Source organism: Sphingomonas sp. HMP9 (genome assembly GCF_013374115.1).
Taxonomy (GTDB): domain Bacteria; phylum Pseudomonadota; class Alphaproteobacteria; order Sphingomonadales; family Sphingomonadaceae; genus Sphingomonas.
Window position 1 is genome coordinate 1663008 of the sequence record NZ_AP022673.1, and the last position, 24086, is coordinate 1687093.

The 24086-nt window shown below is 67.3% G+C and carries 17 protein-coding genes; 10 read left to right on the top strand and 7 right to left on the bottom strand.

Going from position 1 to position 24086, the window contains the following annotated elements:
• The first annotated feature begins 28 nt into the window (after positions 1 to 28).
• Positions 29 to 370, top strand: a complete 342-nt coding sequence (locus HMP09_RS07430) for a cupin domain-containing protein (protein ID WP_176501632.1) — start codon at positions 29 to 31, stop codon at positions 368 to 370.
• Here HMP09_RS07430 and HMP09_RS07435 read toward each other — a convergent pair.
• The 6 genes from HMP09_RS07435 to HMP09_RS07460 form a co-directional block, all read right to left on the bottom strand.
• A complete protein-coding gene (locus HMP09_RS07435) occupies positions 367 to 1926 on the bottom strand; it encodes a carboxylesterase/lipase family protein (RefSeq protein WP_176501631.1) in 1560 nt (519 codons plus the stop codon). The two genes, HMP09_RS07430 and HMP09_RS07435, sit on opposite strands and share 4 nt — an antisense overlap.
• Positions 1913 to 2920 carry a sugar kinase gene (locus tag HMP09_RS07440; RefSeq protein ID WP_176499841.1) on the bottom strand — a complete coding sequence of 336 codons (1008 nt, stop codon included), beginning with the start codon at positions 2918 to 2920 and terminating at the stop codon, positions 1913 to 1915. The genes HMP09_RS07435 and HMP09_RS07440 overlap by 14 nt, the downstream gene beginning before the upstream one ends.
• 132 nt (positions 2921 to 3052) lie before the next feature.
• Positions 3053 to 3808, bottom strand: coding sequence for a 2-dehydro-3-deoxy-D-gluconate 5-dehydrogenase KduD (kduD, locus tag HMP09_RS07445; protein ID WP_176499842.1), 756 nt, complete (start codon positions 3806 to 3808; stop codon positions 3053 to 3055).
• 117 nt (positions 3809 to 3925) lie between these two features.
• A complete protein-coding gene (kduI, locus tag HMP09_RS07450) occupies positions 3926 to 4768 on the bottom strand; it encodes a 5-dehydro-4-deoxy-D-glucuronate isomerase (RefSeq protein ID WP_176499843.1) in 843 nt (280 codons plus the stop codon).
• Between the two features lie 12 nt (positions 4769 to 4780).
• The gene (gene uxaC, locus HMP09_RS07455; protein WP_176499844.1) at positions 4781 to 6223 is read right to left on the bottom strand and encodes a glucuronate isomerase; all 1443 of its coding nucleotides are present in this window, start codon (positions 6221 to 6223) and stop codon (positions 4781 to 4783) included.
• 90 nt (positions 6224 to 6313) lie between these two features.
• Positions 6314 to 7351 (bottom strand): LacI family DNA-binding transcriptional regulator, encoded by a 1038-nt coding sequence (locus HMP09_RS07460; RefSeq protein ID WP_176499845.1) that lies wholly within the window; start codon positions 7349 to 7351, stop codon positions 6314 to 6316.
• Between the two features lie 94 nt (positions 7352 to 7445).
• Between HMP09_RS07460 and HMP09_RS07465 the strand changes: the two genes are divergently transcribed.
• The 9 genes from HMP09_RS07465 (at position 7446) to HMP09_RS07505 (ending at position 23129) form a co-directional block, all read left to right on the top strand.
• Positions 7446 to 8924: a UxaA family hydrolase gene (locus tag HMP09_RS07465; RefSeq protein WP_176499846.1), complete on the top strand. Its 1479-nt coding sequence runs from the start codon at positions 7446 to 7448 to the stop codon at positions 8922 to 8924.
• Positions 8925 to 9379: 455 nt separating this feature from the next.
• Positions 9380 to 10177, top strand: coding sequence for a 2-keto-4-pentenoate hydratase (locus HMP09_RS07470; protein WP_176499847.1), 798 nt, complete (start codon positions 9380 to 9382; stop codon positions 10175 to 10177).
• A gap of 24 nt (positions 10178 to 10201) precedes the next feature.
• Positions 10202 to 11518: an MFS transporter gene (locus HMP09_RS07475; protein WP_176499848.1), complete on the top strand. Its 1317-nt coding sequence runs from the start codon at positions 10202 to 10204 to the stop codon at positions 11516 to 11518.
• A 104-nt stretch (positions 11519 to 11622) separates the two neighbouring features.
• Positions 11623 to 15450, top strand: a complete 3828-nt coding sequence (locus HMP09_RS07480; RefSeq protein ID WP_176499849.1) for a LamG-like jellyroll fold domain-containing protein — start codon at positions 11623 to 11625, stop codon at positions 15448 to 15450.
• Between the two features lie 154 nt (positions 15451 to 15604).
• The gene (locus HMP09_RS07485) at positions 15605 to 17047 is read left to right on the top strand and encodes a DUF885 family protein (RefSeq protein WP_176499850.1); all 1443 of its coding nucleotides are present in this window, start codon (positions 15605 to 15607) and stop codon (positions 17045 to 17047) included.
• Positions 17048 to 17239: 192 nt separating this feature from the next.
• A complete protein-coding gene (locus tag HMP09_RS07490) occupies positions 17240 to 17746 on the top strand; it encodes an RNA polymerase sigma factor (RefSeq protein ID WP_176499851.1) in 507 nt (168 codons plus the stop codon).
• Between the two features lie 8 nt (positions 17747 to 17754).
• On the top strand, positions 17755 to 18669 hold the full coding sequence (locus HMP09_RS07495) for a FecR family protein (RefSeq protein ID WP_176499852.1): 915 nt from the start codon (positions 17755 to 17757) through the stop codon (positions 18667 to 18669).
• Positions 18670 to 18777: 108 nt separating this feature from the next.
• A complete protein-coding gene (locus tag HMP09_RS07500) occupies positions 18778 to 21693 on the top strand; it encodes a TonB-dependent receptor (RefSeq protein ID WP_443026453.1) in 2916 nt (971 codons plus the stop codon).
• On the top strand, positions 21693 to 23129 hold the full coding sequence (locus HMP09_RS07505) for a histidine-type phosphatase (RefSeq protein ID WP_176499854.1): 1437 nt from the start codon (positions 21693 to 21695) through the stop codon (positions 23127 to 23129). The genes HMP09_RS07500 and HMP09_RS07505 overlap by 1 nt, the downstream gene beginning before the upstream one ends.
• Here HMP09_RS07505 and HMP09_RS07510 read toward each other — a convergent pair.
• The gene (locus tag HMP09_RS07510; RefSeq protein WP_176499855.1) at positions 23015 to 24085 is read right to left on the bottom strand and encodes a PepSY-associated TM helix domain-containing protein; all 1071 of its coding nucleotides are present in this window, start codon (positions 24083 to 24085) and stop codon (positions 23015 to 23017) included. The genes HMP09_RS07505 and HMP09_RS07510 overlap by 115 nt on opposite strands.
• Position 24086: the final 1 nt, after the last annotated feature.

The following is a 24086-nucleotide window of genomic DNA, read 5'->3' on the forward strand; positions in this document are numbered from 1 at the left end:
GCGCGCGCAGCAGCCCGCAGCGCGGCCCATGGTCATCATCGACGAGGCCGATACGATGCGCCGCGAACCGCCCCCACACGGCGCGATCGGCTCGAGCACCGCCTATCGGATCAGCGACGCCGTACCCGGCCGAACGATGGAATTCCGCAAGCGCGTGCTGCATCCCGGCAGTGCGATCGGCCTTCACCGCATCGCGCATGACGAAGTGTATTACGTGGTGTCGGGCACCGGCGCGGTCTCGTCCGGCGGCGCGACACGCCCGGTGAGCACGGGCATCGCCGCCTATCTGTTCGACGGCGAGACGGTAGGCATCCGCCAGACCGGCAGCGAACCCCTGGTGTTGATCATCGCCTATCCGATTCCCCGTTAAGTCCCAGGCTGGATATACGGTACGCGAGCGAACAATTCCCGCTCCCAGCGACGCGGATCGTCCTCGATACCGGACCGCGCGTCGAAGATCATCGTCGACCGCCGCGCCCGATCGTAACGCGGCCAGTGCGACGCCCCCGCATGGTCGGGATCGCCGGACATCGCGAACGCGACGAAGCTGTCCTGCATCGCCTTCGACGCCGCCTGCGCATCCGCCGCCGTACCGGTCTGCGATCCGGTTGCCCCCAGAGTGCCGAACACCAGCGGAATATCCATCGTATGGAACGCACCACGCCGTGGATCCGTCCGCGAGGCGAAATCCACCTGATAGACCCAGGTTGCCGTCCCCGCATCGGCGCGCGCCTCGGCCTCGATCACCTGCCCGCGCCAGCTCCGCCCCGCCGTCGTCGCGCCATAGAATATGTCGGTCGGCGACCAGTCCGGATAGCGCGCGCGGTACTGCGCCACGACCCATTCGGGCAGGATGTCGATCTTCAGTTCGGGCGCCATCCGCGCCGCGAGGTTGCTCCAGTCGAGCCCTTTCATTTTGGGAGAGTCGGGCCCGATGAACCCGCGCGTCTCGTCATGCGTGTTGCCGAGCATCATCGGTATGCGATTCCCGAGCGGGTTCGCATCCGGCCAGAACGGGTGGCGCGTGAGCCACATCATGTCGAGCACCGGCCCGAAATACACGCCGCCCCCCATGATCGGATCGGTCGCCGACAGCGCCTCGACGAGCGTCGCGACCGGCATCGCGAGCAACGGCGCAAGGTCGGTCTCGGCCACCCCCAGCTTCGCCAGATAGGCGCGCGCACGTGCCGTCGCGTTGAGCGGCCCGGATGCAGTCACCTGCTGCCCGCTCATCGTCGCGGCGCGGTGGAACAGGCCGGCGGCGGCGGGCATCCCCATCATCGTCGCGATCTTTGCCCCGCCGCCCGACTGGCCGAACACCATGACGCGGGAGGGATCGCCGCCGAACGCCGCGATGTTGTCGCGCACCCATTTCAGCGCGAGGATCAGGTCGAGCTGCCCGGCATTGCCGCTGTCGGGAAACCGCGGATCGAGCCGCGCGAGGTACAGATAGCCCAGTGCGTTGAGCCGGTGGTTCACCGTCACGACCACGACATCGCCGCGTGCCGCCAGCGCGTGCCCGTCATTCTGCGGATCGGTGACGCTGCCGTTCGAATAGGCGCCACCATGAATATAGACCATCACCGGCTTCTTCGCGCGGCTGTCGGTGTCGGCGGTCCAGACGTTCAGGAACAGACAGTCCTCTGACTGGGGACCATAAGGGCCCGACTGTGGACAGACCGGTCCGAAATCGCGCGCCGGTCGGGTTTGTCCGGGCATCGCCACGGCGACCGGCGCACGAAACCGATCGGCGCGACCGTAGCGAATGCCTTTGAAGGCCAGGATCTGCCGATCGGCCGTCCCGACGAAATCGCCCGCCGGCGCGCGAACCGCGAGCGAGGACGCCGCCCGACCGCCGGACGCCAGGATCAGCGCCGCGCCGCCGCCCAGGGCACCGCGCCGAGTCCAGCCGTCAGCGGCGGACATCGAGCCCACCGGCAAGATACGCATCGATATCGGCCTGTCGGAACAGGCTGGCGTCACCGGGCAGCGAGTGTTTCAGCGCGGCGAGCGCCAGCCCGATCCGCGCGACGTCGCCGATGTCCGCGCCCGATCGCATCCCGTGCAGCACCCCCGCCGCGAATGCGTCGCCGCCGCCGATCCGGTCGACGATGCCGGCCAGCACCACCTCGTCGGTCTGCACATGCGCGGCGCGCGTATCGATCCGCGCCGACAGCCGGTGGAGATCGACATGCTCGACATGCCGCGCGGTCGACGCGATCGTCTGCAACCGCGGAAACGCATCGAACGCCGCCTCCGCCGCCTCGCGCCGCCGGTCCTCCGCATCTCCCGAAAAGTCGCGGCCCAGCAGGAGGGCTATATCGCGGTGGTTGCCGAACATCAGATCGGCATGGGCGACCAAGTCCGTCAGGATCGCGCGCGGGTCGGAGTCCCAGCGTTCCCAAAGCTTGCCGCGCCAATTGCCGTCAAACGAGACAGGGATGCCGCGCTGCGTCGCCGCTTCCACGGCGGCAAGCGCGCTCTGTGCCGGCACCGGGCCAAGCGCAGGGGTGATGCCGGACAGGTGGAAGCGATCGACGCCCGCGAGCAGCGTATCCCAGTCCCAGGCATTCGCCGGCGCCTCGGCGAACGACGACCAGGCACGGTCGTAGATCACTTCCGTCGCGCGCAGGCCCGCGCCCGAGGTCACGAAATACAGCCCCATCCGCTCGCCACCGACCGTGATCGTCGAGGTGTCGACTCCATGCCCGCGCAACGTCGTGATCGCGGCGCGGCCAAGGTCGTTATCCGGCACCATCGTCGCCATGCCGACGTCGTGGCCGAGCCGTGCCAATTGCGTGACGACGTTTGCCTCGGCACCGGCGACCCATACGTCGAGCTTGGGCGTCTGCAACAGCAACTCGCGCCCCGGTGGCGAGAGCCGCAGCATGATTTCGCCGAACGCCAGAAACTTAGTCATATCGCCTCTCTTCTAGGTCCTCCCTGGAACAGGGATACGGACCACTGCCCTGACGGGGGGGGGGTACGACCGCTACTCCCGCGGAAGCCCCTCCGTCAGCCTATGGCCGCCACCTCTCCGTGCCGGGGAAGATTACCGTGCCAGCCAGCCGCCATCGACGGCAAGGATATGCCCCTGGACGTAGTTCGCTGCCGCCGACGACAGGAACACCGCCGCCCCGCCGAGATCGGACGCCTCGCCCCATGCGCCTGCGGGAATACGGTCGAGGATCGAACGGTTGCGTGTCTCGTCCGCCTGTAGTGCGGCCGTGTTGTTCGTTGCGATATAGCCCGGCGCGATCGCGTTGACGTTGATGCCCTTGCTCGCCCATTCGTTCGCCAGCAGCTTGGTGAGGCCGCCGATCCCCGACTTCGACGCGGTATAGCTCGGTACGCGGATGCCACCCTGGAACGTCAGCATCGAGGCGATGTTGACGATCTTGCCCGATCCTTGCGCGATCATGTGCCGGCCGGCGGCCTGACACAGGAAGAACACCGACTTCAGGTTGGTGTCGATCACCACGTCCCAGTCGGCTTCGGTGAAGTCGACCGCATCGGCGCGGCGGATGATGCCGGCATTGTTGATCAGGATGTCGAGCCCGCCCAGCTTGGCGATCGTCTCGTCAACGACACGCTGGACCGGTTCGATCGTCGATAGATCGGCCGAGACGATCTCCGCCTTCCGCCCGAGCGCCCGGATCTGCGCGACGGTATCCTCGGCGGGGGTCCGGCCGACGCAGGCGACGTCGGCGCCAGCTGCAGCGAGTGCGAGCGCGATCGCCTGGCCGATGCCGGTGTTCGCGCCGGTGACGATGGCGACCTTGCCGGTCAGGTCGAAGGGATTTTTCATGGTTGCTCTCTCGTTCCCCTCCCGCCTGCGGGAGGGGCTAGGGGAGGGGAAACGCGAGCCGACGCCTGCGGCACCGCCCTCCCCCGACCCCTCCCGCAACCGGGAGGGGAGAAGATGTTACGCCAGCTGGCAGATATCCAACACGTTCATGTCGGTATAATCCTGGTTCTCGCCGGCCATCGCCCAGATGAACGCATAGGCCTTGGTGCCCGAGCCCATATGGATCGACCAGGGCGGGCTGATCACCGCTTCCTCGTTCGCCATGACGATGTGGCGCGTCGCCTCGCCCTCGCCCATGTAGTGGAACACGCGATCCTTCTCGAGATCGTCCAGCTCGAAGTAGAAATAGATCTCGCTGCGACGCTCATGGATGTGCGGCGGCATCGTGTTCCAGACGCTCCCCGGCTTCAGGACGGTCAGCCCCATGACCAGCTGCGCGCTGTCGCAGATGCCCGGGATGACCATCTGGTAGATCGTCCGCTCGTTCGACTCCTCGAGCGAGCCACGCTCCAGCGTCGTCGCATCGCCGACCGAGATCACGCGCGTCGTGAACGCCTTGTGCGCCGGGCACGACGCCAGATAGAAGCGCGCGCCGTCGCCGGAGAACTGCACGTCCTTGGCGCCCATCGTCACGTACAGGCAGTCCTTGTTGCCCAGCGTGAAGGTCTCGCCATCGACGGTGACGGTGCCTGTGACCTTGCCGACATTGACGACCGCAAGCTCGCGGCGCTCAAGGAACGGATGGCCCGCGGCCGATGCTGGCTCGGCCTGGTCGGGCAGCTTCACGCTACCGCTGGCGACGGCGACGCCGCCGATCACGAAGCGCTCGGCATGCGTGTAGTTGAGCACGCACTCGCCGTCGCGGAACAGGTCCTGGATCAGGTACCGGTCGCGCAGTTCGTCGTTGGAGACGCACTCCATCATGTCGGGGTGCGTGGCGTAATAGGTGCGGTCGTACATGGTCAGCTCCGGTCAGGCCGCTTGCGCAGCGAAATGGGGTTCATCGATACGGTAGGCGCGGCGGACGAGGCCGCTCGTGAGTTCATGCGCGAGGTCAGCGGCTTCCCAATCGGCCAGCCGATGCTCGGCGACCAGTTGCGCCAGGAACCCGCAATCGATCCGCCGCGCGACGTCGTGCCGCGCCGGGATCGAGAGGAACGCCCGCGTGTCGTCGTTGAAGCCGACGGTGTTGTAGAAGCCCGCGGTCTCGGTCGTCATCTCGCGGAACCGACGCATCCCCTCGGGACTGTCGTGGAACCACCAGGACGGCCCCAGCTTCAGGCACGGATAATGCCCGGCAAGCGGCGCCAACTCCCGGGCGTAGGCGCTCTCGTCGAGCGTGAAGAGGATGATCGACAGCCGCGTGCTGGTTCCGAACCGATCGAGCAGCGGCTTCAGCGCGTGCACGTAATCGGTCCGCGTCGGGATATCGGCACCCTTGTCGCGACCGTGGCTCGCGAACAGCCCGGCATTGTGATTGCGCGACGATCCCGGATGGATCTGCATCACCATGCCGTCCTCGACCGACATCGCCGCCATCTCGGTCAGCATCTGCGCGCGGAAGAGTTCGGCGTCCGCCGGCGTCCAGTCGCCGCGCGTCACCTTGGCGAACAGTGCCTCCGCCTCGACGCTGGACAGGTTCGCGGTCGCGGCGGTCGGATGGCCGTGGTCGGTCGCGGTCGCCCCTGCCGCGCGAAAGTCGGCGCGGCGTTTGCGGTGAGCGGCCAGATAGCCCTTCCAGTCGTACACGTCCTCGCCGGTCAGCGCGGCAAAGCGCACCATCGCCGGCTTGAACGCCTCATGCTCGACGTCGATCACGCCATCCGGGCGATAGGTCGTGACGACGCGTCCGTTCCAGCCCGATTGGCGGATGCGGCGATGTGCGGCGAGATCGTCATGCGCGCCCTCGGTCGTCGCAAGGAACTCGATCCCGAACCGGTCGAACAGCGCGCGTGGCCGGAAGGCGTCGGAGGCAAGCTTCTCACCGATGATGTCGAAATACAGATCCGCGGTCGACGCTTCGAGGGCGACGTCGATCCCGAGCACGTCGGCAAACACATGATCGAGCCACAGTCGCGACGGCGTGCCGCGGAACAGCGTATAATGCTCGGCGAACAGCGTCCACGCCGCGCGCGGGTCGGTCGCGGGCGTGCCGTCCAGCCGCGGGATCGCCAGCGCATCGAGATCGACGCCCTGGCTGTAGAGCATCCGGTAGAGATAATGATCGGGCGCGAGCAGCAGCGACGTCGCGTCGGTCCAACTGGCATTGTCCGCAAACCAGGTCGGATCGGTATGCCCGTGCGGGCTGACGATCGGCAACGCCGCCACCTCGGCGTACAGTGCGCGCGCGATCGCTCGCGTCGCCGGTTCCGCCGGGAAAAGGCGGTCCGGATGCAGTTCCAGGGCCCTTGCCATCGTCCATCCTCCTTGCCGCTTCGCGCGATCGTCGGTCGATCTGGTAACCGGTGTCAGCTGATCGCGCAACCGGCATTTCCGGCGATCGGCTTACGTCTCCGCATCGGCCGGTGGCGAAACCGACGCGCGCCGGATCAATGTCGACAGGAACAGCGACGGCTCCTCGACCAGATCGCTGCCATCGTCGGCCCCCGCGATCAACTTCAACGCGGCCGAGCGGGCCATCGACGCGATCGGCCAGCGCACCGTGGTCAGCGGCGGCCAGACATGCGCGGCGATCGGCGTATCGTCGAAGCCGATGATCGACAGGTCGCGCGGGATGTCGAGCCCGCGTTGCCGCGCGGCGTGGATTATTCCCGCCGCCATCTCGTCGTTGGACGAGAAGATCGCGGTCGGTCGCGGCATCACGTCGAGCAACCGTTCCGCCGCGACCAGCCCGGATTCGAACGTATAATTGCCGTCCGCGATCATGCTGCGCGGCAAGGCGATCCCCGCCGCGGCCAGCGCGTCCTCGAACCCCAGACGCCGCTCGCGCGCCGACCGGAACCCATGCGGCCCCGCGACGAGCCCGATCCGGCGATGACCTTGCTCGATCAGATATTCGGTAGCGGCCCGCACCGCCTCCCGGTCGTTCGACGCGACCATATGGTCACTGTCATCGATAACCGCAGACCCCATCCGCACATACCGACAACCGATTGAATCGCAAAGCTTAGCGACCGAATCATTCTCGCTGACCGGTGGCATCAGGAGCACGCCGAACAGCCGCTGCCGCTCCAGGAAATGCCGCAGATCGTCGAGCATCGTCGCCGATCCGCGATCGAGCGGCCGCACCACCATCTCGAACTCGGTCCCTTGCAACGCCTCCAGCATGCCCTGCTGCACGTTCAGCACGGTCTGTGCATTGGGATTGTCGTGCACCAGTCCGATCAGGAAATTGCGCCGTAGCGCCAGCGCGCGTGCCTGCGGGTTGGGAATATAGCCCAGTTCACCGATCACGTCCTCGACCCGTTTGCGCGTATCGTCGTTGAGCAGCGGCGATCGGTTGATCACCCGGCTCACCGTTTTCTTGGAGACTCCGGCGATCCGGGCAACGTCGTTGATCGTCGGCTGACCGGTCTTTTGCATTACAAAGGCATAGCCCGACCCGATCGTGCCGTCTTGCGGAAAAGCCGTTGCCGGCGCATAATCTTGACACCGGTTACCGATATAAGAGGATGCGATGGTCAGGGCTTTGAGAGTCGATCCGCGCGACGGCGTGGCGACACTGCTCCACGATGCGCTGGCCGGCGACGTCGTGGCAATAGGCGACGACGCGTTGGTCCTCAGCGCCGATATCGGACGCGGTCACAAGGTCGCGCTGGCCCACATCGCGGCAGGCGAGCCGGTGCTGAAATACGGCTTCCCGATCGGCACCGCGACGCAGCCGATCGCCGCCGGCGCGCACGTCCATTCGCACAATCTCAAAACGGGTCTCGAAGGCACGCTCGCCTACCGGTTCGATCCGGTGGACACCGCATCGGCCTCCAGCACATCCACGGCCACGTTCGAAGGCTATGTCCGCGCGAACGGCAGCGTCGGCACGCGCAACGAGATCTGGATCCTGTCGACCGTCGGCTGTGTCGCGCGTACGGCAGAGCGTATCGCCGCCAAGGCCGCCGCGCTGGTCGGCAATGATGTCGACGGTGTCCACGCCTTCACGCACCCACATGGCTGCTCGCAACTCGGCCAGGATCTGGAGGGTACGCGGACGATCATGGCGAGCCTCGCCTGCCACCCCAACGCCGGCGGCGTGCTGATCGTCGGGCTGGGCTGCGAGGAGAACCAGATCAAGGCGTTGCTCGCGACCATCCCGGCATCGCGCCACGGCATGATCCGGACGCTGACGACGCAGGCCAGCGGCGACGAAATCGCGGAAGGCTGCGCGCTGGTTGCCGAACTCGCCGCGCTGGCGACGGCGGAACGCCAGACGGTCGGGCTCGAAAAGCTCGTCCTCGGGGTCAAGTGCGGCGGATCGGACGGCCTGTCCGGCCTCACCGCCAACCCGCTGGTCGGCCGAATGAGCGACCGCGTCACCGCGGCAGGCGGTCGCGTCCTTGTTACCGAGATCCCTGAAATCTTCGGCGCCGAACAGATGCTGATGAACCGTGCGGCGAGCGCACCCGTGTTCGACCGGATCGTGCACATCGTGAACGATTTCAAACGCTACTTCCTCGATCACGGCGAAACGGTGTCGGAGAACCCCTCGCCCGGCAACGTCGTCGGCGGCATCACCACGCTCGAGGAAAAGTCGCTCGGCGCCGTCCAGAAAGCCGGTCGTGCCGCGGTCGCGGACGTGATCGACTATGGCGCCCGTATCCGGCTCGACGGGCTCACGCTGCTCGAGGCACCCGGCAACGACGCGGTCTCCTCGACCGCGCTGGCGGCGGCGGGGGCGACTGCGATCCTGTTCACGACCGGCCGCGGCACGCCGCTCGGCTTCCCCGTGCCGACGATCAAGATTGCGTCGAACACCGATCTAGCCACCCGCAAGCCCGGCTGGATCGATTTCGATGCGGGGGCGGTGCTGGAAGACGGCTTTCCGGCGACCGAAGAGGCACTGCTGGCGTGTATCATGCGGGTTGCATCGGGTGCCGAGACCGCTGCGGAGCGTAATGGCGAACGCGAGATCGCGATCTGGAAGCGTGGCGTAACGCTCTAAACCGACGTTCGTTTGCGAGCCCCGCAACCGTACCAAGCCCGAAAGCGCGCCCAGTTGGCGGCATCGGCATCGTCCATTTCGCCCAGGCGCCGCCTAACGCGCGCTCTAGGCGAATGATATCGAGGATCTGCTCGCGCGCGATTCGCGCTAAGGAATTGACGCGGTTTAGATGACCGCGGGCGGCACGATCGTTGCCCCCGCCAGCGACGGGCTGACCGCATTGTCGGTAGAGGGGAGCGCCGCGGACATCGTCATGCATCTGACTGGCGAAAGTCTCTGCATTCCTCGCCAGGTGGTGGGAAACGGGTCATTGATCACGGCGCCCGGCCGCGCCGCGATCGACGCCCCTGACGAAACCCGAGCCTTATTGCTCGCGGGCCGAGCACAGACGCTTGTCAATGACACCGGTTTCCCATACGCTTCGGCAAAATAGAACGATACAATAGGAGGGGTTCTTGGCGGCACAGCCGAACACGACCGACAACACGACACGGATCGCCAGGACCTTCGTCGAGGCGCGCCGAGACGGTAAGGTCGTTCCCGAATTTCCCGGCGACGTGCCGGCCACGCTCGACCAGGGCTATGCCGTGCAGGATGCGGCGCTGCTGCTCGCGGAGGGCGTCGTCGCCGGCTGGAAGGTCGGCCGGATCAACCCGCCCCTCGATGGTATCGACCGCCTGACGGGACCGATCTTCGCCGATCAGGTCGTGACGGCCAGCGCGCTTCCGGTTGCGATGCCGGTGTTCGCGCAAGGGTTTGCCGCCGCGGAGGCCGAGTTCCTGCTCCGGCTGGGCACTGCGCCCGACCCCGCCAAGTCGACCTATACGATGGACGAGGCACGCGCGATGGTCGACGCGGTGCATGTCGGAATCGAGATTGCGAGTTCGCCCTTTCCCGGCATCAACGCGCTCGGGCCGACCGTCACTGTGTCCGATTTCGGCAACAATAACGGCTTAGTCGTCGGCACGGATGCCGAGGGTTGGCGGGATGGCGACATCAACGACTGGCCGGTCGAACTGTGGATCAACGGCGCGTTGATCGGAGCCGCGACGGGTGCCACGATGCTCGACGGGCCGTTCGGCGCGGTCCGGTACCTGCTCGAGCACATGGCGGCGCGTGGTATCGCATTGTCGCCGGGACAATGGATATCGACCGGCGCAGTCACCGGCGTTCATCCCGTTGCGATCGGCGACCGGGTCGAGGCGCGCTTCGACGAACGGTTCGCCGTCCACTGCACCATCAAGGCCCGCTAGAGGCTGCTTTTAGGAGAGAGGCCAATGGCGAGCACGAACATGCCTGAGGTGGGCGCGGGCGCCGGGATCGCGACCGGCGATGCCGGCATAGGTGGTAAGATCGGCCGGTATCGCTGGCTGATCTGCAGCCTGTTATTCGCCGCGACCGCGATCAACTACGTCGACCGCCAGATGATCGGCGTGCTAAAGCCGACCATCTCCGCCGAACTCGGCTGGAACGAGACGACCTATGCCGACGTCATCTTCTGGTTCCAGGCGGCCTACGCGATCGGCTATCTGAGCTTCGGCCGGATCGTCGACGTACTGGGTGCGCGGATCGGGTATTCGGTCGCCTTTGTGATCTGGACGCTCGGCCACACGCTATGCGGGTTCGCCGGCAACGCGTTCCAGTTTTCCGCCGCGCGCGTCGTGCTCGGCCTGGGCGAGGCGGGCAATTTCCCCGCGGGCATCAAGGCGGTCTCGGAGTGGTTTCCCGCCAAGGAACGCGCGTTCGCGACCGGCGTGTTCAACGCAGGCGCGAATATCGGCGCGGTCATCACGCCGCTAATCGTCCCGATCATCACGATCGCGTTCGGCTGGCGAATGGCGTTCATCATCACCGGTGCGATCAGCCTGATATGGCTGGTCGCGTGGATCGCGATCTATCGCCGCCCCCGCGAAGTGGCGAAGCTCTCACCCGCCGAACTCGCGCATATCGAGAGCGACCCGGCCGATCCGGCAAAGAAGATCGGCTGGCTCAAGCTGCTCGGCTACCGCGAGACCTGGGCCTATGCTTTGGGCAAGTTCCTGATCGATCCGATCTGGTGGCTGTTCCTGTTCTGGACCCCCGACTTCCTCGCCAAGACCTATCATCTCGACCTCAAAAGCTTCGGCCCGCCGCTGGTTGCGATCTATCTGCTGTCGGACCTGGGCAGTGTCGCCGGCGGCTGGTCGTCGTCGAAGTTGATGAAGCGTGGCCATTCGGCCAATTTCGCGCGGAAGATCACGATGCTGGCCTGCGCCTTCCTGGTCATGCCGATCTTCTTCGCGCAATATGTCGACAATCTCTGGCTGGCGGTCGGGATCGTCGGGTTGGCGACGGCGGCGCACCAGGCGTTCTCGGCGAACCTCTACACGATCCCGTCGGACATGTTCCCGCGCGGGGCGGTGGGATCGGTGGTCGGAATAGGCGGCACGGTCGGTGCGATCGGGGGCATGATGATGGCCAAGTTCACCGGCTATATCCTGCAGACCACGGGCAGCTACACGCTGATCTTCGCGGTTGCCGGCAGCACGTATCTGATCGCGATCACCGTCGTACATCTGCTGTCGCCGCGCCTAGCGAGGGTGAACGCGGACTAGGTCCGCCCTTCCTTGTTCTCCCGCGAAGGCGGGAGCCCAGTCTGGGTCCTCGCCTTCGCGGGAAGACAGTCTTGAGACGCAGTGAGAGCTAGCCAAATCGCGCAATGCCGATTGGCCCCAAGGAGAAAGCCGTGAAGCGTTTCGCCACTTCGTCCGTCCTCGCATTGGCAGTCGCCAGCATCGCGCCCGCCGCCGCACAGGACGCGTTCGGGCTCCTCTTCCGCGCCTCCGCCGACAAGAGCCTCGCCGCCGACTACGCAACCGGCGACCCCGTCCCCAATTTCCGCAGCGGCGTCGACATCACGCCCGATGGCGCGATCGGCGGTGCCGCACGCTGGGCCGACGACGGCTATGTCGCCTGGAAAGCCCCCGGCAACATCCGCGCCGACCGCGGCACGCTTGCCTTCTTCTGGCGGTCCCGCACCCCCGTCGGCGAAGCGCCGTTCGTGATCTTCCGCACCGGGTTCGCCGACCATTCGAGCTGGGACATGGCGTTCCTGCGGATCGACTGGAACGGCCACGGCTTCGACGCCTTCGTCACCGATGCGAACCTGTCGCGCATCCGCGTGTCATGGACGATACCGCAAGCGCAGACCGCCGACGCCTGGTCGCACATCGCCTTCGCCTGGGATGAAACCGTCGGCGTGCAACTCTTCGTCAACGGCACGCTGGTCGCCCGGAAGGATCAGAAGGCGGACCTCGACAGCGGCCTCGACCAGTTCGGTCTCGCCGGCCGCGTGATGTCCCCGCACCAGGTCCAGAGCCGCTACAATTTCATGCGCGGGTCCGACCTCGACGAGATCCGTGTCTACGACCACATGCTCGCTGTGGTCGATGTCGCAGCGCTCGCCGGCAAGCGCGAACCTTCCCCCGCGCCCGCATCCGACCCCGCCGCCAAACGCACCGCATGGCTCCACCGCTACGGCTGGGACAAGGCCGCCCCGCCCGTCCTCGACGCCCCCGTAACCCGCGTTCGAAAGGTCGAATTCGCCGACGCGAAGGATCTCAAGCAATGGATGTGGAAAGGCGTGGACGGCATTGCCGAAACGACCTGGCCCGGCGTCTACAACCGCTCCCGCCTGCCCGGCCGCGACGATTATTTCGAGCTGCCCGACTGGAATACCTATGTCGAAGGCGGCAAACGCTATGATTTGACGATTCCGCCCGGCGAACGCGTCAACCGCGTCGAAATTCGCGGCGCAGCATATGGACGCCTAGACTGGAGCAGCGGCGGCAAGACCTCGCTAATCGCCACCCGCCCGCAAGGCCCAGTCCGGACCGTCGACCAGTTCGCCCCTCGCACCGGCGGTACGCTGAGCTTCACGAACACGATGCAGGAGCAACCGATCCAGGAACTCTGGGCCTATGACATCGGCGAGGGCACTGAACCCGCGGGCAGTTTCAAGCTGTCCTACACCATCGATGCCGCTGCCTCCCCCAATCTGGCCGCGCTCGCTCCCCTCAACACCTACATCGCCGGCCGGTTCGCGCCCGACGAGCGCAGCAGTGTCGTCGCGATGCCCGCCGCCGGCCTCAAGGCCGCCGTCGGCGCTGGCACAGGCGGCGCATCCGGCGCCCCCGTCCGCCACAAGGATGCCGCCCCGATCGTCCATATCCTGATCCCGGCAAGCTTCGGTGACGCCCTGCCCGACCGCCCGCTCGCCCGCGCCTTCGACTATGGTTGGCAGAATCTCAATGACGGCCTCGACGGTATCGCCATCGACATCCCCGCGCTGAAAACCAGGCCCAACGCCGCCGGCCTGATCGCGCTGAACATCCGCGTGAAGGACCCGATCTGGCCCGGTCGCGACATGATCGACCTCTCCGTCTCGGTCCGACCCAACGAAGCGCGCACGATATGGCTCGACCTGCGCGACCGCGTCCTTCCGAACGACAGCCTCTATCTGACGATCGCCAGCGCCGCGCCCGACTTCGACGCCGCCGCGCTCGACGGCGCCAAGATCCGTCTCGTCTTCAAAGCCCGCGCCGCCGCCCTGCCCGAACACATCGCCGACCGCATGGCACAGGTGAAGGACAATTGGGGCTTCCTGGTCGAGGAACACACCGCGTCCAAGCGCGCCGGCCTCTACCAGCGCCTCTTCGCCGACATCTCGGACCTGCTTCGTGTCGACCCGGACAATGCGCGGGCCCGTGCCTATTGGGCGGACATCAATTATCGCCCCGAGAACCTGCCCACCTTCGTGCAGCCCGTCCCGCCCGCAGGCGTGCCGCTCTGGGCCTTCCGCCAACTCGAAGACCTGAAACGCGTCCGCCAGTTCGTCACCTGGTGGATCGACGAGCGCCAGGTCCCGTACGGCGATTTCGGCGGAGGCCTTTCCGACGACACCGACCTGACCCAGCAATGGCCCGGCCTCGCGCTGATGGGTGTCGAGCCCGACAAGATCAACGCCTCGCTCCGCGCGCTGTCGGACGCGGTCTACAAGAACGGCATGATCGTGAACGGCCTCGGCTATATCACCGCCGACGAGCTCCACGCGTACGAAGAGGGCCTGAACAGCAACGCCGAGCGCCTCTATCTCAACTGGGGCGAGCCGAAGGCGGTCGAGCGCCTGATGGACACCACGCGCGCCCTCCAGACCGTCATCCTCAGGAACCCCGCCGGCCACCTGCACTTCGCCAGCAACTGGTATGGCGGCCGCAAGATGTACCGCGAGGGCGCGTGGGAATGGCAGAAACCCTATGCCTTCACCGTCATGCATGGTCCGATGCTGGTCGGTCTCTACAATGCCAATCCCCTCGCCCGAGGCCTGGTCACAGGCGTGATCGATGGCTGGATGGCGCATGGCAAACAAGCCCCCGACGGCAACTGGAGCTATCCCAACGAGATCAACTGGCGCACCGATGCCGAGCGAACCGGCGACGGCGGCGGCATCACCACGTCGTTGCAGGCGAGCTGGGCCGCGTGGCGCTATACCGGCGATGCGAAATACCTCCGCCCGATCGACGCGCGCCTCGCCAAGGCCGGCCCTGGCGCGCTTGCCGAGTTCAACGAGAACGCCTTCGATGCACTCCCCGGCGGCGCAGCGGCGCGCACGAAACTGGCGGCGAGCAAGTCCGGAGACCCGTTCGCGCGCTACACCGCCTGGGCCGCAACGGGCGACACCGCGCCGCTCGAGTCACTCCACGCCGACGCGATCGCCGACAAGGCGCAACACATGGACATGTACACCGAGGGACATTGGTGGAGCGACCGCGTCGACCAGCCCAGCGAGATCCTGCAACGCGAACGCCTCGGCGGCATCGCGCTGCGCCGCAACCAGAGCTGGCCCGGCAACACCGTGAGCTGGCGCTTCGCCGAACCGGGCGCGGCAGAGCGCGTCGCGATCCTGCTGCCGGGTACTACCCCGACTAAGTTCCGCGTGATCGCGTACAACACCACCGATCACGCCCAGCATGCGACGATGTCGACCTGGACCGTCACCGCAGGCCGCTGGTCGATGCAGGCGTCGAGCAGCGCCGACGGCGGCAAGACGGTCGCGCCGATCGGCGGAGCGCAGGCCATGACGCTCGAACGCAGCGCTGCCACCGACGTCGCGTTCGCACCCGGCACGACGGTGCTCGACTTCGCCTTGGTCGAGGCCGGCGCTTCCGTGGACGAGCGCGCCGACCTCGGCATCGGTACGGACGACGTGGTCGTGAAGGCGCGCAGCGTCGCCGTTACGGTACACAGCCTTGGCGCGAAGGCCGCGCAAGGCGGCCGCGCGGACCTGGTCGACGCGACGGGCAAGGTCGTTGCCACCACGAGCCTCCCCCCGCTAGCCGCTCCGCTCGATCTTCGGCCCAAAGTCGCGACGGTGAAGCTGACGGTCCCGACGCGCGTCGATCCCGCAACGCTGACCGTCCACGTCGCGCTCGCCGATGACGAGCCGGAGATCACCCAAGCCAATAACCGCGTGGCATTGCCCCGATGATGCTCCCCCCGCCTCGCGCCGTCTCCGCGGCCTCTCCCCAAACCGTCCGTTCCGAGCGAAGTCGAAGCACCGCCTCATGGGACACCCCCTTCGACTTCACGCAGGGCGAACGGCAAGCGGGCGCGTTCGTTCGGCGCCGACGGAAGCGTGGCCAATGACCCAAACCCGGAGAACCATACTCATCGGGCTGACAACATCCGCCTTTGTCCCCGCAACGATCCGCGCCCAATCCACCACGCCGATACGCCAAGCCCTCGATGCAGCCGCGGCAACCGATCCGGACGAAGCGCTTCGCCTGCTCGCCCCCTTCGACGCCCATTCCCTGCAACCGAGCGACGGCCTCCACCTGACCACGGCGCGCGCGGGTCTCGCGATCGACGCGGCTATCGCCCGGTCCTCGTTCGGCCGCACCGGACGCAGCCCCTACCGCGTGACTCCCACGACCGGTGCCTGGAAGGCGGCACATCCCGATGCGACCAGGATAGACGCGGACACCGCCGCGATCCTCGCCGACGCAGCAGCGGGTATAGTCCTTCCCCGCCTGTCTCTCGGCCGCACGCTCGACGCTCTTCGAGCCGCCCCCGCAAACCCCGCAATCGACCGGCAGATCGCCGCACTAGAAAGTCTTCGCGACACCGCCCCTTCCGCGCCCGGGGTCGGACGGTTGCCGGGCGGCGCGGACTGGTACGCGCTGCAACTTCAACGCTCGCTGGGCGCCATGACGCCAGCCTATGCCGAACGCCGGCTCTTCCTCGAACTGCGCCGCCTTCACGCCCGCGCTGCGCATCTGTTCGACCAGATCGGTGCGTCCAAGGGTACGATCGCGGCACGCTACGCCAAACTCTGGCGCGAGGCGCGCTTCCTCTACCCCGACACCGACGCTGGCCGGACCGAGGCCATCACCGACATGAACCGCATGCTCGCCGCCGCGCGCGCCAATATCCTGGCCGCGTTCGGCCAACTCCCGCCCTGGTGCCTGAACGCCAGCGCCCGCGCGCTGTCCCAGCAAGACATCGCTATCGGTCGCAGCGGCTATCGCGAGCTCCCGACCCCGACCCGCCCCGGCGCCTATGTCGTCGACCTCAAGGACATCCGCCGACGTCCCCGCTGGACGCTGCCGAGCGTCGTGGCGCACGAGTTGCTCCCCGGCCACATGATCCAGCTCGGCCTGGAAAGTGCCGCCCCGCCTCACCCGCTCCGTATCGAATATGCGTCGTCCTTCGTCGAAGGCTGGGGGATCTACGCCGAGCAACTCGCGGAGAAAGCCGGCGCCTATGCCGACCCGTATGACGCGCTCGGCCACACCCATTGGCTCCTGTTCCGCGTCGCCCGCGCGCTCGTCGATCTCGGTATCCACCTGCACGGTTGGTCGATCGAGCAAGCCCGCGACTGCCTTGCCGAATGGCAAGGTGAACCCGCCTATTTCGCGCCGTTCGACATCGAACTCGCGCGGATCCCCCTCGAACCGGGCACGCGCGTTGCAGAGGCGATGGCCTGGCTGGCAATGGCCGACAACAGCCGCAACAGATCGTCGGCCGCCTATCATCGCAGCCTATTGCTCCTGGGGCGAAAGCGAATTCCATCGTCGTACGCATAGATTCGAAACGACCCGAACCTACCCTATGATGGATCATACCAGTTCGTCTTGAATGCTGTCATAGCGTCTGAACGCCGGACAAGATGGCGTTCATGAGACGGGCGCAGGGTGGGGTCAGGCCGCCCCTGGTGTCACCGATCCGTCCCTGCGACGTCATCAAACTGTACCCGCATGCCCATACCGGGTGGGCGGATGACGACGTCCGATCTTATGACGACCGATGCGGGACCCAGTCGCCTGTGGGCGGGGTGGTCGCGGTTGCGCGCGCAGGTCGAGCGGATGACGCGGCGGGCTGATGGCGAGGACCTGCTCCACGATGCCTATGTCAGCATGGCGGGGCTGGCGAGCGCCCCGCGCAACGACGAGGCGTTCCTGGTCCATGCCGCGGTCAACCGGGGTCGCGATGCGTTTCGCCGGGAGGCGGTGCGCGGGGCGTGCGAACCGGTCGAGGCGATCGACTGGTTGCGCGATCCCGCCCCGATCCAGGACGAGGTGATGATCGCCAGCGCGCGGCTAGCACGGGTCCGCGAGGGCATCGACCGGCTGACGCCCAGGACCCGCGAGATATTTCTGATGCAGCGGCTCGACGGGTATAAATACCGCGAGATTGCCGAGCGGCTGGACATCAGCCAAAGCGCGGTCGAAAAGCACATGGCCAAGGCAATGACCTTCTTGGCCGATTGGACGGAGGGTTGGTAAGTTTCGCGATGCCCGGCCGCCGTTCCCCGAACAGCTTCGATACGCACCGGGCAGCCAGCAACCGAACCGCGGCCGAGTGGATCGCGCGGCTCAACGCCGATGACGCCACCGCGGACGACGCGGCGGAGTTCCGGCGCTGGCTCGCCGCGAACCCCGATCATGCCGAGCGGTTCGAGCGCGCCACCGATCTGTGGGACATGGTGCCGGGGACGACGCCGTCGCGGGCGCCGGTGACGCGGCGCCGGGCGATCGCCGGGCTCGTGGCGCTGACCGCGACGACGGCAGGCGGTAGTTTCGCGTTCCAGGCGGCCTATGCGGCCACACCGTACGAGACGGGGATCGGCGAGCAGCGCCGGATCGGGTTGCAGGACGGCTCGTCGATGCTGCTCGATGCGGCGACCCGTGTACGGGTGATCGCGACGCCGACGCGGCGGCGGCTCTGGCTTGCGCGCGGTCGGGTCGACCTGACCGTGGCGCCGCTGACCATGCCGTTCACGATCGACGCGGGCGGCGGCGACATGACCGCGGCGGCTGGGCGGTTCGACCTGCGCCGCGACCGCGACGACCGGGTGGTGGTGACGGCGATCGAGGGCAGCGCGGCCGTGACGACGACCGGTGCCGCGCGGCGGCTGACCGGTGGCGAGCGTCTGCGCGAGGGCCGGATCGATCGCCCCGACCTTGCCGCGACGCAGGCCTGGACCAGCGGCCGCGCGGCGTTCCACGAGGATACGCTGACCGCGGTCGCCGAGGAAGCCAACCGCTACAGCGCGACGCGGCTGGTGATCGCCGACCCGGTGGCGGCCGAATTGCGCGTCAGCGGGATGTACCGGATGGGCGACAATGTCGCGCTGGGCCGGTCGCTCGCGGCTCTGCTCGCGTTGCGGGTGCGGACGATGGAGGGCACGGTCCTGCTCGGCGGATAAATTTCGCCGCGGTTCGCCGCAATTCGCCGTGGGGGGGTGGGGTAGATCGATCCTCGCCCGTCGAGGAGGTGCGGCATCATCGCCGCCTTCCTTGGGGGGATGAACACCGTGATCACCAATCGCCGGCGCCTGCGCCGATCGTTCGTGCTGGGCGCCGCCTGCGCCGCGCTGTCGACCAGCTTCCTGGCCACCGTGGCTACCGCGCAGGCGCGTGTCGTAACCGTTCATCTCGCAGCACAACCGCTCGGCAAGGCGCTCGAAGCACTCGCTCGCCAGAGCGGCACCGACATCCTGTTCACGCCCGCCGCGGTCGCCGGGATGACGGCCCCCGCGCTCAACGGCACGATGGTGCCGCACGCCGCGGTCGAGCGCCTGATCGCCGGCACGCGGCTCACCGTGCGGCGCGAGCCCAATGGCGCGTTGCTCGTGTCGGCCGCCCTCGTCGGCGCAGCACCGCAAACGGTGGCGACCGACGCCCCGCAAAACGACGCCGCCGAGCCCGGACCCGAGATCGTCGTCACCGGCTATGCGAGCAGCCTGACCACCGCACTCGCGCAGAAGCGCAAGGCGACCAACGTCATCGACGTCGTCAAGGCGGAGGATATCGGCAAGTTTCCCGCACAGAACATCGCCGAGGCGCTCCAGCGCGTGCCCGGCGTGTCGATCGTCCGCGATCGCGGTGAAGGCGTGTTCGTCCGGATCCGCGGGCTCGGCGCCAATTTCCAGGTTGTGACGCTCAACGATCGCTCGGTCGCGGTGAACGAGAACGTCCGCGACAGTGGCCAGAGCGGCCGCCAGTTCCGCTTCGATACGTTGCCCTCCGAACTCATGTCCGCAGTCGAGGTGATCAAGAGCCCGCGTGCCAGCCTCGACGAAGGCGGCATTGGCGGCACCATCAACCTGCGCACCTTCCGCCCACTCGACCTGAAGAAGCCCGTGCTCGCACTATCCGCGACCGCCAGTTCGCCGCGGCTAGCGGATGCGGTCGATCCGCGGCTGTCGGGGATGGCGAGCTGGGCGAGCCCCGACGGCAAGTTCGGCGCGCTGATCGCCGGTGTCTATGACGAGCGCACCACGCGCCAGGATCGCATCACCGGCGTCGGCTGGGCGGATGGCAAGATCGATACCGACGGCAACGGCTCGCTCGACAGCGCGACGATCCTGATCCCCACCGCCATCCGCCCGACGCTCGAGCGCGAGAATCGCGACCGCATTGGCATCAACGGCGCAGTCCAGTGGAAGCCCGACGACCGGTTCGAGCTGAACGTCGACGGGCTGTGGAGCCGGCTGAACGTCGCCTATGACGAGCTGACCTATTCGGCGGCGGACGGCTCCAACCTGCCGCGTGGGATCGTACCGGGTAGCGCGGTGATCGAGAACGGCGTGCTGACCGGCGCGACGACGACCGCCTCGACCACGCAGATCGGTCGCGAGACGTCGGTGCTGCAGTACAAGAACTGGCTGTTCGGCACGAACGCCAAGTGGCAGGCCGGCGGCTGGACGATCGCCGCGGATGGCAGCATCGGCCAGGCCTATTCGAACACGCCGGAGCCTATCTACCGTACCCGCCTGCTCGGTACGGTCGGCGCGACGACGTTCGATTTCGGCAAGGCGGGCGATCGCCTGCCCGACGTGACGCTGCTGAACGCGGACCTGTCGAACCCGGCGCTGCTGCCCGGACGGCGGATCGAATACCGCGTCAACGATTCGAAAGACCGCGAGCGTGCCGCCAAGCTCGACGTGACCCGCGATCTCACCGGCGTGGTCAGCGCGCTGCATGCCGGCGCAAAATACCAGAAGCGGACGCGCGCCTATGATCGTCGCGACATCAACTTCACCAGCGGCATCACAGGCAAATATTTCGACGCGAGCTATTTCGTGCCGTTCCCGGTCTACGACTTCCTGGATGGCGCCAAGGGCGACCTGCCCACGACCTGGGCAATGCCCGATCCGGCCAAGTTCCTCGCCGCCGCCACCGGCAAGGAGGCACTGCTCGCCGCCCCGCTCGCGCGCGGCGATCTGCGCAACAGCTATGCGATCGGTGAGGAGATCCTGGCGGGCTACGGCATGGCCGACTTCGCGTTTCCGCTCGGCGGGGTCGCCGTGCGCGGCGATATCGGCGTCCGCTATGCCCGGACGCGCCAGACATCGTCGGGCTATGCCGATGACGGCAAGGCCGCGCTGCCGGTCAGCTACGAGAAGACCTATGACAATATCCTGCCCTCGCTAAACCTGGTCGCCGAGGTCTCGCCCAACCTCCAGATGCGGTTCGCCGCGTCGAAGGTCATTACCCGGCCATCGCTGGCCGACCTGGCACCGCGGCTGACGATCAATTCGAGCCCGACCGTCCTCACCGCGGTCGGCGGCAACCCAGAACTCAAGCCGTTCGAGGCGTGGCAATATGACGGCACGGTCGAATGGTATTTCGCGCCGGGAAGCGCGCTGGTTGGCGGTGTGTTCTACAAGGACATCACGACGTTCGTCTTCCAGCAGACTCGCGACTTCATCCTGGACGGCCAGACCTATCGCCTGACCGCGCCCAAGAACGGCGGCGACGCCTATGTCGCAGGGATCGAGATCGCGTATCAGCAGCTGTTCAAGATGCTGCCCGCGCCGTTCGACGGCCTTGGCGCGCAGGCGAACTACACGCACACCAAGACCGGCGGCACCTATGCGCTGGCGACCGGCGGCACGTTCCGCGATGCGCTGGTCGACGTCGCCAAGGACAGCTTCAACCTGACCGCCTTCTACGAGAAGGAGCGCGTCGGCGCGCGGGTGAGCTACAGCTGGCGCGGCAACGTGCTGCGCGACGTCGGCGGCGCGGGGCTCGCCGCCAACAACGACAGCGCGTTCGGCAGCCTCGATTTCGACATGTCGTACAAGGTGACGCCGAGCGTAACCTTCGTCGTGCAGGGCATGAACGTCGCCGGCGGCGTCCAGTGGCAATATGTCCGCGACAACCAGTTCGCGGGCTATACCGATTACGGGCGCACGTTCACCGCAGGCGTCAGGGCGAAGTTCTGATGCGGATCGCAGCGCTTGCGGCCAGGCTCGCGCTGGCCGTCTCGTGCACGATGGCTGGCGGGGCGGCGGCACAAACCGGGCCGACTTCGCCGCCCGCCCAGGACACGCTGGAACGCGTCGTCATCGTCATGCGCCACGGCGTGCGCAGCGCGATGTCGAGCCCGGAGGAGCTCGGCCGCTACAGCCGCCGCGCATGGCCGCGGTTCGCGGTACCGCCGGGCTATCTGACCGCCAATGGCGCCACGCTCGTGACGATGCTCGGCGGCTGGTATCGCGAGCATTACCGGCAGATGGGGCTGCTCGGCGCGCGCGACTGCGCGGTCTATTACTGGGCCAATCACACCCAGCGGACCGAGGCGACCGCAACCGCGCTCGCCCAAGGCCTGACGCCCGGATGCAGCGCGACGATCCATCAATCGGCGGCAGCCCCGGATCCCCTGTTCGAGGCGCCACAGACACCGCTCGCCCCGCTCGATCCGCAGCGGATGCTGGCGGCGATGTCCGCACGGGTCGACGGCAACCTTGCCGCATGGGACGCGCGACAGGGCCCCGATCGCGACCGGTTCGAGGCGCTGTTGCTCCAATGCCGCCGTATCCCCTGCTCATCGGTCGAACGGACCAAGGTGCAGCGCCGGCTCGGCGATACGCCGACCGCGATGCGGATCGGCGCCAGCGGCAAGCCGGACCTGACGTCACCCAGCCTGCAAGTCGCCGGGATCGCCGAGAGCCTGGTGATGGCCTATGCCGACGGGCTCGCCTTCCCGGGGTGGCGCGGGATCGATGCAGCGACGATCGGCAGGGCGCTGGTCGTGCACGGTGCCGGCATCGACCTGCGCACGCGCACGCCGGAGGTCGGCCGCCAGACCAGCAGCTACCTCGCGATGCGGCTGCTCGCGACGCTCCAGCGCGGCGCCGGTGCGATCGCCTTGGCCGATCCGATCGGCGACGCGGAGAAGATCGTCGTCCTCAGCGGGCACGACGGCACGGTGACGATGCTCGCCGGGCTTCTCGGCCTGAACTGGAAACTGCGCGACTACGCCGCGGGCGAAGCCGCACCGGGCGGCGGGCTGGTGCTGGAACTCTGGCGGCGCGGCGCGGATGGCCAGCAGACGGTCCGCGTCCGCTATGTTGCGCAGACGCTCGACCAGATGCGCTATCGCATCCCGCTGCTGGCGAACGCTTCTCCCGATGCCGTTACCATTCCCATAGCCGGTTGTGCCGAGCCTTGTCCGCTATCCAGCTTCACGACCTATGTGCTGGAGAGAGTGGCAACTGCCGGCGGCGATGTATCTCGCGGTGCCGCCGATGCCGGGGATCGGCGTCAGCGATCTGCCCGCACTTTCCGCCGAGCCGGCCGCTTGAACCAGAAGCTCCAGACGCTCAACGTGCCGAGCAGGCCCAGCGCGAGACCCGACAGCGTCATCACCAGCCGATAGCCGAGCCCGCCGACCTTGGCGGCGTGCAGCGGATACAGGATGTTGTACGCCGCCACGACATTCGACAACGCGCCTGCATCGCGCGCACGGATCAGACGGCCGTCATCGGCCGCAAACCACAGTGTCGTCCGCCCGTTCGGCAACCATTCCTGCGGCCGCCTCATCCGGATCGTGATGAGGCTGCTGTCCTTGCGCGGCAGCGACACGCTGCGCAGTTCGGCATCGGGAAAGCGCGCGCGCGCCGCGACGATCATGCCCTGCCAGTCGAGATGACGGGCGAGCGCGACCTTCGGCCCCTTCGGTGCCTGCAACGCCGTATCGATCTCCGCCGGTGCGCCGGGTCCGAGGAAGAGCGCGCTGATCGGCCTGAATACGAGCGTCGCGCCGGTCAACAGGGAGAGGATCAGCAACGGCGCCGCGACGATTCCCAGATCGCGGTGATGCCGGACGATCGCGGGCCGACTGAGCCGCTTGGGCAAGGGCCGGAACGCAAACGTCTTGCGCGTCCGCCACCACAGGATCGTGCCCGTGACCACGAAGAGCAGCCCCGCCACGCCCGCGATCCCGATGATCGTCTCGCCGGTGTCGCCCGAAAACAAATGATGGTGCAGGTCGAACAGCCACAATTCGGGCCGCGCCCATTGCGACTGCCACTGGCTGACGATGGTGCCGGCCTGGTCGGCATAGGCCCCTGCCCCCTTGCCGAAATCGAGCCGGTCGAGCCCGAGATTGGCGTTGGCGAAGGTGATGCTCTGCGGCCGTGTCGCGGGCTCCGCCATCAGTCGCTCGGTGGTCGCGGCGAGGATGTGCGTGGTCTGGATCTGCGCATCGCCGGCGTGCGGCAGCATGATCCACGCATCGCGGTGCACCAGGATCGCACCGGTCAGCCCGAGAAGCGCGAGGACCAGCCCCAGGAACCCGCCGGTCCAGCGATGCAGGGTATCGAGCAGTCCCATC